Source organism: Candidatus Thiosymbion oneisti (genome assembly GCF_900092655.1).
GTDB classification, from domain to species: Bacteria; Pseudomonadota; Gammaproteobacteria; order Chromatiales; family Chromatiaceae; genus Thiosymbion; species Thiosymbion oneisti.
The window spans coordinates 1-11,355 of record NZ_FLUY01001630.1; the positions used below are offsets into that span (position 1 = coordinate 1).

The 11,355-nt window shown below is 55.4% G+C and carries 15 protein-coding genes; all 15 read left to right on the forward strand.

From position 1 onward, the window contains the following. On the forward strand, positions 1 to 285 hold a 285-nt coding region (locus BQ17_RS16620), incomplete at its 5' end, for a nitroreductase family protein (protein ID WP_141699334.1). Positions 286 to 410: 125 nt separating this feature from the next. Next, positions 411 to 749, forward strand: coding sequence for an ArsR/SmtB family transcription factor (locus BQ17_RS16625; RefSeq protein WP_256091647.1), 339 nt, complete (start codon positions 411 to 413; stop codon positions 747 to 749). Position 750: 1 nt separating this feature from the next. Then, a complete protein-coding gene (locus BQ17_RS16630; protein ID WP_089728962.1) occupies positions 751 to 1,110 on the forward strand; it encodes a hypothetical protein in 360 nt (119 codons plus the stop codon). A 322-nt stretch (positions 1,111 to 1,432) separates the two neighbouring features. After that, a complete protein-coding gene (locus BQ17_RS16635) occupies positions 1,433 to 1,825 on the forward strand; it encodes an ATP synthase subunit I (protein ID WP_089728964.1) in 393 nt (130 codons plus the stop codon). Between the two features lie 10 nt (positions 1,826 to 1,835). Next, positions 1,836 to 2,705 carry a F0F1 ATP synthase subunit A gene (gene atpB / locus BQ17_RS16640; protein WP_089728965.1) on the forward strand — a complete coding sequence of 290 codons (870 nt, stop codon included), beginning with the start codon at positions 1,836 to 1,838 and terminating at the stop codon, positions 2,703 to 2,705. Between the two features lie 45 nt (positions 2,706 to 2,750). Then, the gene (gene atpE / locus BQ17_RS16645) at positions 2,751 to 2,984 is read left to right on the forward strand and encodes a F0F1 ATP synthase subunit C (protein WP_089728967.1); all 234 of its coding nucleotides are present in this window, start codon (positions 2,751 to 2,753) and stop codon (positions 2,982 to 2,984) included. A gap of 61 nt (positions 2,985 to 3,045) precedes the next feature. After that, a complete protein-coding gene (locus BQ17_RS16650; protein WP_089728969.1) occupies positions 3,046 to 3,516 on the forward strand; it encodes a F0F1 ATP synthase subunit B in 471 nt (156 codons plus the stop codon). 9 nt (positions 3,517 to 3,525) lie between these two features. Beyond that, on the forward strand, positions 3,526 to 4,065 hold the full coding sequence (locus tag BQ17_RS16655) for a F0F1 ATP synthase subunit delta (RefSeq protein WP_089728971.1): 540 nt from the start codon (positions 3,526 to 3,528) through the stop codon (positions 4,063 to 4,065). A 12-nt stretch (positions 4,066 to 4,077) separates the two neighbouring features. Continuing rightward, entirely contained in the window at positions 4,078 to 5,619 is a 1,542-nt protein-coding gene (atpA, locus tag BQ17_RS16660; protein WP_089728973.1) for a F0F1 ATP synthase subunit alpha, read from the forward strand. A gap of 1,383 nt (positions 5,620 to 7,002) precedes the next feature. Further along, complete coding sequence (locus BQ17_RS16670) at positions 7,003 to 7,296, forward strand: hypothetical protein (protein ID WP_256091649.1); 294 nt, start codon at positions 7,003 to 7,005, stop codon at positions 7,294 to 7,296. Further along, a complete protein-coding gene (locus BQ17_RS16675) occupies positions 7,289 to 7,540 on the forward strand; it encodes a Txe/YoeB family addiction module toxin (RefSeq protein ID WP_089728978.1) in 252 nt (83 codons plus the stop codon). The genes BQ17_RS16670 and BQ17_RS16675 overlap by 8 nt, the downstream gene beginning before the upstream one ends. Before the next feature lie 237 nt (positions 7,541 to 7,777). Then, on the forward strand, positions 7,778 to 8,380 hold the full coding sequence (locus tag BQ17_RS16680) for a hypothetical protein (RefSeq protein ID WP_089728980.1): 603 nt from the start codon (positions 7,778 to 7,780) through the stop codon (positions 8,378 to 8,380). A 440-nt stretch (positions 8,381 to 8,820) separates the two neighbouring features. Then, positions 8,821 to 9,408, forward strand: a complete 588-nt coding sequence (locus BQ17_RS16685; protein WP_218068323.1) for a Uma2 family endonuclease — start codon at positions 8,821 to 8,823, stop codon at positions 9,406 to 9,408. 120 nt (positions 9,409 to 9,528) lie between these two features. Continuing rightward, complete coding sequence (locus BQ17_RS16690; RefSeq protein ID WP_089728984.1) at positions 9,529 to 10,125, forward strand: hypothetical protein; 597 nt, start codon at positions 9,529 to 9,531, stop codon at positions 10,123 to 10,125. 269 nt (positions 10,126 to 10,394) lie between these two features. Continuing rightward, positions 10,395 to 11,267, forward strand: coding sequence for a F0F1 ATP synthase subunit gamma (gene atpG / locus BQ17_RS16695; RefSeq protein WP_089728986.1), 873 nt, complete (start codon positions 10,395 to 10,397; stop codon positions 11,265 to 11,267). Positions 11,268 to 11,355: the final 88 nt, after the last annotated feature.

Below are 11,355 nucleotides of genomic sequence, written 5' to 3' on the forward strand. Positions count from 1 at the left end.
GCGATGCTGGCCGAGTTCGAGCCTCGGCTGATTTCACCGGGTCCATGGTTCTATCGTCGCCTGTTCTGGGAGACGGGCCTGATCGGCCAGCTGCTCTATTTGGAAGCCGAGGCAGCGGGTGTGCGAGCTACGGGCATCGGCTGTTTCTTTGATGATGTTCTGCACTCCGTGCTCGGCCTGGAAGGTCAAGCGCTGCAGTCGCTCTACCACTTCACCGTCGGGGGGGCGGTCGATGATACCCGGCTGCGGACCTTGGAGGCCTACGAGCATCTCGACCGGGTGTGACCGTCTGTCCCCGAGAGCAAAAAATCCGGATTGAGCATTACCCGGAAAGTTTGGGTTGACATCCGGATGGGTTTCGGCGATCCTATAGTTGAACAGTTGTTCATCTGTTTGTTTTGGAGCGGTCGGTGTCGGTAGAACTGGACGGTACACAGCGCCAGACGTTGGCGGGGATGTTCGCCCTCCTCGGGGACCCGAGTCGGCTCGGCATCGTGCTGAGCTGCCGGCATCAGCGGCGTTCGGTATCGGCCATTGCCGAAGCCAGCGGGCTATCGATGTCACTGGTGAGTCATCACTTGCGTCTGCTGCGCACCGCCGAGCTGCTCAAGGTCGAGCGCGAGGGGCGTTACGCCTTCTATTCCATCGCTGACACCCATGTGGAGCACATGCTCGACGACATGGTCGATCATGTTTTGCACGCAAACGACGCCTCGAGGGCGCTGTCAACTCAACCCGGAGAAACCTGAGATGAGCGAATCCTGCACCACCCATCCCAATCACGACCATGAGCATGGCCCCGGCTGCGGTCATCGAGCGGTCCGTCACGGCGACCACATCGACTACCTGCACGACGGCCACTTGCATCATGCGCACGAACTCGACAACCGCGTGCACTATGACGAGCACGTCATTGAGGTCGGCACCTCCAATCCAGACGGTTGTGGTCACACGACCACCACATGCCAGAAGACAGGTCATGTGCACGGGTTGGGATGCGGACATGAAGCGATCCCGCACGGTGATCATGTGGACTATATCGTCGACGGACGGCTGCATCATCCGCACGACGGTCACTGCGACGACCATGGGTCTGTGACGCTGGTCTGACTGCCGGCATCTCTGCCGGGCCGCCGGCTTCCAGTCCCGTTCACCTGTTTGATCCCCCTCTCCCCGGCCCTCTCCCGGAGGGAGAGGGGGAGTAAACCGCCGCTCTCGAGAATTTCTCTCTGGCTTCTTCCGGTAGAAAAGGTCGCGAGAACTCATACCGGGACCTTTGCGACTTTCCCTTAAGTGACGACCTTTTTAGACAGTCTCTTATACAAGCTTACCCCGGCGCCTCTCGATTCGGAGTTTGACGGTGTGATTGCCAGTCCATATACTGCGCTGGCGGTGGGGATTCTCCCCCTCACCAACGGAAAAAGAAGAACCGATGCAACAGCAGGGTACGCGGGAGGCCAGGGGCGTCTTGGTTGTACAGCTTGCCTTGGCGCCTGTTCTGACCGTTACCGCCTTGCCCTTTGGCCTGTCTGTTGCCTTGTCGGTCCTGATCGGGGCCACCGTGTGCCTGGTAGCGAATTCAGTCTTTGCCTTCCAGGTCTTCCGGCAATACCAGGCCCGGGACCCGCAGTCACTCGTGGGGCGGTTCTATGGCGCGGAGCTTATCAAGTTGTCCTTGGCCTTAGGGCTGTTCTTCGTTGCCTTCGTGACGATCGAGGGTTTGAGCTGGCCCGCCTTGCTCGGTGCCTATTTCGCCGTACAAGTGCTGTCCGCGGTTTTCGCCCCCGATTGGGATGCCCGCCAGGATGACGAAAAGAACACGTGAGAGATAATCGATGGCTTCTTCCGAAACGCTCACATCCCAAGGGTACATCAAGCACCATTTGACCAACCTCACCTTTGGGAACCATCCGGAGCATGGCTTGACTTTTGCATCCTCCGCGGAAGAGGCGGCGGAGATGGGCTTCTGGGCCGTTCACGTCGACACCATGTTCTTCTCGATCCTGCTCGGCGGCTTGTTTCTCTGGTTCTTCAAGAAAGTCGCAGACAAGGCCACGGCCGGGGAACCGGGAGGGGCTCAGAACTTCGTGGAGTGGATCGTCGACTTCGTGGAAGACAATGTCCGCGGCTCCTTCAGCGGCAAGAATTCCCTGGTCGCCCCCCTGGCGCTGACCATCTTCGTCTGGGTCTTCCTGATGAATCTCATGGATCTGTTCCCGGTCGATCTCATTCCCTACTCGTTCCAGGCCTTGGCCTCCCTGTTCGGCGCGGATCCCCACCATGTGTTCTTGAAGATCGTTCCCACCACTGATCCGAACGCCACCTTCGGGATGTCGCTGACGGTGTTCTTCCTGGTAGTCTATTACAGTATCAAGATGAAGGGCGTCGGTGGGTTCCTCGGCGAGCTGACACTCCAGCCGTTCGGCAAGTGGGGACTGCCCGCCAACCTGATGTTGGAGGGTATCAACCTCCTCTCCAAGCCTGTCTCCCTTGCCTTGCGTCTGTTCGGAAACCTCTATGCCGGCGAGATGATCTTCATCCTGATCGCGCTCATGTACGGCCACGCGATCGTCATGAGCATCGGCGGTGGCCTGCTGCAGATCGGATGGGCCATCTTCCATATTCTGGTCATTACGCTACAGGCGTTCATCTTCATGGTGCTGACCATCGTTTACCTGGATATGGCGCATCAGCAGCACCACTGAACGACCGATTTCAACCTTCTCTCACCCACTCTACAGGGGGAAACCATGGAGCTCGCACAAGCAATCGTTTACATCGCAGCCGGTCTCATGCTGGGTCTGGGCGCCCTCGGCGCCGCCGTCGGCATCGGTGTCCTCGGTGGTCGCTTCCTCGAAGGTGCCGCGCGCCAGCCCGAATTGATCCCGATGCTCCGCACCCAGTTCTTCATCGTCATGGGTCTCACCGACGCCCTGCCGGTCATCGCGATCGCCATGGGTCTGTACCTGATGTTCGCTGTCTGACGCAGATCCGACCTGCCCCCTGGGCACGGACCAAAGCTCTCGTCCCCTGCGAGGCCACGGCATGAATATCAATCTGACGCTAGTACTCCAGATGATCGCGTTCGCGGCATTCGTCTGGTTCTGCATGAAATTTGTGTGGCCGCCTATCGTCAACGCGCTGGCGGAACGCAAGACCAAGATCGCCGAGGGGTTGGCGGCGGCCGAGCGCGGCCATAAGGAACAGGAGCTCGGCGCGCGGCGGGCCACCGAGCGGATAAAGGAGGCCAAGTCCAAGGCCGCCGACATCGTAAGCCAGGCCCAAAAGCGGGCCACCGAGATCATCGACGAAGCGAAACAGGACGCCCGGGAGGAAGGCGCTCGGTTGGTCCACGCGGCGCAGGCCGAGATCGACCAAGAGGTCAACCGGGCCCGCGAGGAGCTGCGGGAAAAGGTCGCGGTCCTGGCGGTGGCGGCGGCGGAGAAGATTCTAGAGAAGGAAATCGACCCGGCCGCTCACGGTGCCATCGTCGATTCCTTCGCAAAACAGATCTAAGGCGTGCCCATGGCCGGAGACATCACGACAATCGCACGGCCCTACGCCGAAGCTGCCTTCGCACGGGCCCGGGAGAGCGAGCAGGTGGACGCCTGGGGTGAGGCCCTGGCCACCCTGTCGGCGATCGCCGCCGATCCCAGGATGGCGGAGCAGATCGGCAATCCGAACCTGCCACGCGGCCGACTGCGCGATGCCATACTGGAGATTGCCGACGATGGAGTGCCGTCGGAGGTCCGCAATTTGGTCTCGCTGCTGGCGGCGAACAATAGGCTCTCCACACTTCCCGAGATCGCTCGCCTCTTCGAAGCACTCCGGATCCGGCATCAGGGCGTCCGCCGGGTGCAGGTCTTAAGTACCTTTGAGCTGGGGGAAGATGCGCGGAGAGACCTTGCCGCGGCGCTCGAGAAGCGGCTGGGGGCCGAAGTGGAGATGACGGTCGAGACCGACCCATCCCTGATCGGCGGCGTCCAAATCCGGGCCGGGGATCTGGTGATTGACGGATCCGTGCGCGGCAAGCTGCACAAGCTGGCCACCGAATTGCAATTTTAACGGGAAACCGCCATGCAACTGAATCCATCCGAAATCAGCGGTCTAATCAAGCAAAAGATCGAGCAATTCGAGCCTACGACCGAGGCCCACACGGAAGGCACTATCGTCAGCCTGACCGACGGCATCGTCCGCATCCACGGCCTGTCCGACGCCCAGTACTATGAAATGCTGGAGTTCCCCGAAAATACCTATGGGTTGGCGCTGAACCTGGAACGCGACTCCGTGGGTGCGGTGGTGCTCGGCGAGTACACGCACTTGTCGGAAGGCGACTGGGTACGCTGCACCGGGCGAGTACTGGAAGTTCCCGTCGGTGAGTCCCTGTTGGGTCGTGTCGTCGATTCCCTGGGCAACCCCCTCGACGGCAAGGGTCCGATCAACGCGACCGTGACCTCTCCGATCGAGAAGGTCGCCCCCGGCGTCATCAGCCGCAAGTCGGTGGACCAGCCGGTGCAGACGGGCCTGAAATCCATCGACGCCATGGTACCCATCGGTCGGGGCCAGCGTGAATTGATCATCGGTGACCGCCAGACGGGCAAAACCGCTGTGGCCATCGATACCATCATCAATCAGAAGGACACCGACGTAAAGTGCATCTATGTTGCCGTCGGCCAGAAAAACTCGTCGATCGCCGGGATCCAACGCAAGCTCGAAGAGCATGGCGCCATGGATCACACCATCATCGTGGCCGCAGGTGCCTCGGACTCCGCCGCCATGCAGTACATCGCGCCCTACTCCGGCTGCGCTATGGGCGAGTACTTCCGCGACAAGGGTGAAGATGCGCTAATCATCTATGACGACCTGACCAAGCAGGCCTGGGCCTATCGGCAGGTCTCCCTGCTACTGCGCCGTCCGCCGGGCCGTGAGGCCTATCCGGGCGATGTCTTCTACCTGCACTCGCGCCTGCTCGAACGGGCCGCACGGATCAATGCAGAGCATGTGGAACAGCTGACCGGCGGTAAAGTCAAAGGCCGGACCGGTTCGCTGACCGCCCTGCCCATCATCGAGACCCAGGCCGGTGATGTGTCCGCCTTCGTGCCCACCAATGTCATCTCCATCACCGATGGACAGATTTTCCTGGAGACCGACCTGTTCAACGCCGGTATCCGCCCGGCCATCAACGCCGGGCTATCGGTATCCCGCGTCGGTGGCGCTGCCCAGACCAAGGTCATCAAAAAGCTCGGCGGCGGCGCGCGGCTGGCGCTGGCCCAGTATCGGGAGCTCGCCGCCTTCTCCCAGTTCGCGTCCGATCTGGACGAGGCCACACGCAAGCAGCTACAGCGCGGTGAGCGGGTGACCGAGCTCATGAAGCAGGTCCAATACGCGCCCTTGAGCATCGGCCAGATGGCGGTCTCCCTGTTCGCCGCCAACGAGGGCTATCTGGACGACCTGGAGGTCAACAAAGTCGTAGATTTCGAGCACGCCTTACAGACCTACATGAAGACCAGTCAGTCGGAACTCCTCGCCAAGATCGACAAGACCGGCGATTACGATGAGGAGATCGCGGATGCCCTGCATGCGGCACTCAAGGATTTCAAATCGAATCACACTTGGTAGGTTGGGCAAAGCCGCAGGGACGCGGCGTGCCCAACAAAATGTGTTGGGGCTACACGTGATGGCCTATAGCCCGTAGGATTGCGGTGAGCACCTGCTTACCGCCCAAGACAGAGCAAGCAGGCAGCGAACCTCATCTTTGGACGGCGGCGTGCCCAGCGGCGAAACAGTCCGGATTGAGTATAGGAAAATATAACCGATGCGGTTCGCCCCCTGTCCGCGATGCTTGGTCCATCCGTGGAATGGGTAAGCGGGCCGACACGGGCGGCTTCCTGATGTGGTAGGCAGGCGCTCACCACATCCTACGCGGGCTAATAATAGAGTTATACCCGATGCCAAGCTATGAAAATCAATAGCTTATGCCGTCATATCAAGGGTGGATATGCCGAAAACAGCGAGACGGTGGATACCCGAGATAGGCAACCTATTGATTTAAATACACTTTTCAAGCGGAACAACTCTAATATCTAATAGTGGTGGAGAAGCCACCGATTGCATGTTAGACCATGTACCATGACGATGTCGAAGGTAGCTATTTCATAAAGCTCACTCTGGTGAGAGAAAAACCATGTTTGAGCAGATATCTTTAGCGTTTCTAGAAATCCTGGTATCCGTAGAAACGCTCATTTTCTTGGCGGGATATTTGGTCTTATGCAATTCGTTGGTATCGCACGCGAGCGAATTGGTATTCTCGTTGGCAGTGGAGAGTTTCTGGGCGATTTGTTTCTCGTACCTTTTTTGTCGTGTCTTCTTTGCTGATACACATCTATTTCACTCAGTTGAGTCCTCTTGGCCATGGATCTTCGGAGCCCTACTGGTACTCGCAATCCTACCCGCGCTCGCCACTCGCGCACTAACTAGAAAACCCGGTTTTCCACCGTTACTTGGGCTCCTTCACACCATATGGCTAGTAGTGGTTTCTAATTTTGTGCTATGGACTCAAGGTTTGTTAATTATTCCACCTCTGGAGATTCTTCTGGCTATTGCCTTCGCTGCCATTGTCACTACGACTGTTATAGGTTTCGTCTTAGTTGGCATAGCTGCGGTGGCAAGTAGTGAGAAGGCCCACTACACCTATACACGGATTGCAGGAATGTTCACGAGTTATATTCCCATTTGCCTTTACGGCGCGTCAATCAAGGGCATCGAAAGCTGGTGATGATTGTCGGCTGGCTCCCCAACGCTCCAGCGTGGGAGCAAATCCCGACGCTCCAGCGTCGATTAAGCACCTCGGTCGGCTAACCGCCAACGCCGATCAGCACCGAGGAGCTGAGTCCGCGGGAGCGGACAAGCCGGCGTTCCCACGCTGGAGCGTGGGAAGAGCGCGAAATTTACAGATTTTATGCCTTAAAATCAGTATCTTAATTTTTAGACAGCCTCTTAGCTGTGGCCATAACCGTTTCCTCTGGCATGGGGCAAACGAAAGAACAGGTAGTTGAAATGTTGACTATTGATTTTTCAGATGAACTGCAAAGGAAAATTACTAACTTTGCGATTCAAGTAGGACAAACTCCGGAACAAGCTGTTTTGGAAATTATTGAAGAACGTATGGATCATCAAAGTGCTTACAATGAAACAGCGTACTTGATGAAATCTGAAAAGAATAAGGAAAGGCTAGATCTAGCGATCAGGGATATTAGGGATGGTATCTTTGAAGAAAAAGAATTAAAAAATGATTAGTTGGCACCAAAAAGCGTGGAATGATTATTTGTACTGGCAGCAAAACGATAAGCGTGTGTTGAAGCGCGTTAATACTTTGATAAAGGATATGAAACGGAACCCTTTTGATGGAATAGGTAAACCGGAACAATTAAAACACGAATGGTCTGGATTTTGGAGTAGGCGTATTAATGATAAGCATCGGCTTGTATATACCTTTCAAGACGGAAACATAATTATAGCACAATGCAGATATCACTATTAGTAATTTAAGAGGCTGTATTGGAACTAACCCATTGATTATAAAAGGATGATTTTCAAAGATAGCAGGCTATTGTCCAAAACGAGCCGGCTCTTATTCGTAGCCAACTGATTTACAAGGCATGAATTTCCATACAGTCTCTTATGAGGTAAAAAAGTAAAATATCTCAATGTCGATCACGCGCTTTATAAGAGCGGTGCAACTCGGTGGAAGGATGAGATACGGATCAGGGAGAATGATATGGCATATAGCGATTTTAAAACGCTTGAGCAAGTGCATGAGGAGTTAGGGCTCGTCATACAAGGCGATAATAATTGCTATCAGCATATCCAACCCGTTCAACTCACGGAGTGGTTCGTGAAAACCATGGACCTGGCATATACAAAAGCCATTCGAATCAACACGGAAAGCGCACGGCAAGCCCTGATCGTCGATAATGTGCTCATTGAGCTTGAACAACATGTAGCGATTAGCTTTTTTCTGGAGAGTACATTTAATGTGGATAGTGAGAAAGGTCTCACAGGGAATCCTGATGGGATTATCAGTAAAAGTACCAACCAACTGTATATCACATCACCGGTGGTGGTCCTGGTGGAGGCCAAAAGATCGGATTTAGGCAATGCTTTGCCACAATGCCTTGCTGAAATGGAAGCCGCCAGAATCTTCAATGAGCGCCGCGAGAATCCTGTTTCTCCGGTCTATGGGGTGGTCACTGACGGTGTTCTCTGGCAATTCGTGTCACTCGAAAACAATATTGCGACTATCGATAGTAGATTATACCCTTTCGAGGGCGGCAGTATGATTGTCGGCATTCTGAAATTTTGTGTGGAGAATAGTCGTTAAATCACCGGCATCAAGAACACGTAGGATGAGGTGAGTGCCTGTCTGCCCCAGGGACGGGGCAGAACCGCATCTTCGCGGTGGTGTATGCCCAACGGCGGAACAGTCCGGATTTGATTGAGTATAGGAAAAGATAACCGATGCGGTTTACGGCCTGCCCCTTGTCCGCTATACCTGGTCCATCTCCGGGGTGGGTAGGTAGGGCGACACGGACGGTTCCTAGGGTGGTGGGCAGACGCTTACCACATCCTACGTTGGCTTTGCGTGGCTCCAATTGCCCCCTTGAGAGGGTGTCGAAAAAGTCATTTCGAACCACAGAGAACATGGAGATAAGGAATCGGCCAATTCTCTCCGTTCTCTGTATCCTCCGTGGTTTAAACTTCACAGATTGGCAGCTGACGCCACTGTTTTTGCGACCCCCTCCTTATTAGAGAGGGGGAAAAATGATGCAACCGGCAATTCAACCGACTCTCTATGAATCCCTCGAGGCCCTGCCTGAAGGTGTGACCGGAGAGATCCTGAACGGACAACTCCATACGCAACCACGGCCTTCCTTCCCCCATGGGTTCGCCGGTTCTGCGTTGGGCGCCGAGTTGTTCAGCGCTTTCTATAAGGGGAACAGAGGTCCGGGCGGTTGGTGGATTATCGGTGAGCCGGAGATCCACTTCGTACAGGATGTCGAGGTGACCGTACCGGATGTGGCGGGTTGGCGGCGCGAGCACATGCCGACACCCCCGACAGGCCACCGCATCGAGGTCGTTCCCGATTGGGTATGCGAGATCCTGTCTCCATCCACCAGGAGTAAAGATCGTGAGATCAAAATGCCGCTGTACGGACACTATGGCGTACAGTACGCTTGGCTGGTCGATCCGGCTGAGTGCACGCTGGAGGCGTATCGGCACGACGCCGGCGTCTGGTTGGAGATCGGTCGCTTTGCCGGTACCGATCGGGTTGTGGCACCACCCTTCGAGTCGATGCCCATCGACCTGGAAGGCCTGTGGTTGCCCACACGGCTTGCTTCAGTCAGGTAGGTTGGGGTTCGTTCCTCACCCCAATCTACGCTGCTGAAACTTGCGGATCAGGCAAAGCGGTATGACTCGGATTATGGTCGCCCTCAGGCCTTGAATACATACAAAACCTGGGATCGCAAAATGGCGTTCACGGATTTTAAATCTATTGCACAAGTTCAGGAAGAATACAACATAAAGTACAGAGAAGAAAATTTTATTGGCGACGTCGAGCTGAGTCCTTCCGATAGTTTTATTGAAGAATTCGATTTTAATCTAGACAACATCGATGTGTTTACCTCAGAAGCTTCCCGGTGTGAAAATGTCATTTATCCGATTATACGCGAAGTCTATAAAAATTTTGTTGACAGGTACACGCTTTGGAGCCATAAATCAATAAGCATAGACAATAAATTAACCGGAACCCCGGATTATTTAATCTCTACCAAATCGGAGTTAGGCAAAACGGTTTTGGGCTTACCTGTTTTGGTGGTCGTTGAAGCCAAGCAAAATAATTTTATGGAAGGTTGGGGGCAATGCGCGGCAGAATTGTTGGCGGCACAAAAGATTAATCAAAATGATGAGAACTTTGTTTATGGTATTGTAACCGATGGGGAGCTCTGGCAATTCGGAAGACTCCAATTAAATCTGTTTACCAAGCACAAAGCCGGGATAGCTACTACTGATTTGAATAAAGTGTTTGGGGCAATCGGGTATTTACTCATGCAGCCTATCGTCTGACAATCGCATTCAGCCGACCGTTTTCCACTATGCTCCAAACGGCGGCTGATGCCTGACGTTGGGCGGAATACAAACGAGATCAGCTGGGAATTCTTTTTTTGTCGCAAATGAACGCTAATAAACGCAAATAATTAATACAAATAGACCAAAGATAGAGAGTGATCAGCCGAGTAAGGCTGAACGCCAACGAGTCTGCCGGAAAGCATTTGCGTCCATTTGCGTTTATTTGCGGATAAATCTTCACGGCTGACAGCCAGGAGCCGAACGACATGGCCGGCGCGAAAGAGATACGCACCAAGATCGCCAGCATCAAGAGCACCCAGAAGATCACCAAGGCCATGGAAATGGTGGCGGCGTCCAAGATGCGTAGGGCGCAGGAACGGATGTCCGCCTCCCGCCCCTTCGCTGAGAAGATGCTGCAGGTGATCGGGCACCTGCGGCACGCCACGCCGGAATACCGACACAGCTTCCTGGCGACCGAGCGCGAGCGCAAGCGGGTCGGTTACATCGTGGTCGCTTCCGACCGCGGCCTGTGCGGGGGCTTGAACGGCAACCTGTTCCGGGGCATCGTGCGGGAGCTCAAGGAGCAGAAGCAAGCCGGCGTCGATACCCTATTCGCCACCATCGGCAACAAGGCGCTTGGTTTCTTCAAGCGCTTCGGCGGCGAGGTCTTGGCCCAGGTGACGCACCTGGGGGATCGGCCCCACATCGAGGACCTGATCGGCATCGTCAAGGTGATGCTGGACGCCTACGACTCCGGCAAGATCGACGCCATCTATGTGGCAGGCAACAGGTTCGTGAACACCATGACCCAGCGACCGGAGATCAGGCAACTGGTACCGATCCGGGTCGAGGATACCGAGGCTGATGAAACAGTCCGCCATCACTGGGACTACATCTACGAGCCGGACGCCAAAACGGTACTCGATGCCCTGCTCATGCGCTATATCGAGTCCCTGGTCTACCAGGCAGTCGTGGAAAACGGGGCCTGCGAGCAGGCCGCGCGTATGGTGGCCATGAAATCCGCTTCCGACAACGCCGGGGGTCTCATCGATGAGCTGCAGCTCGTCTACAACAAGGCCCGCCAGGCAGCGATCACCCAGGAGATTTCCGAGATCGTCAGCGGTGCGGCCGCGGTTTGACCCTGAGGTACCCCCACATTATTGCAATCTAAAACAACGAGTTATGGAGCGAATGAGCGGCCACGATGCCCTCATGGCTCGTTCCCAC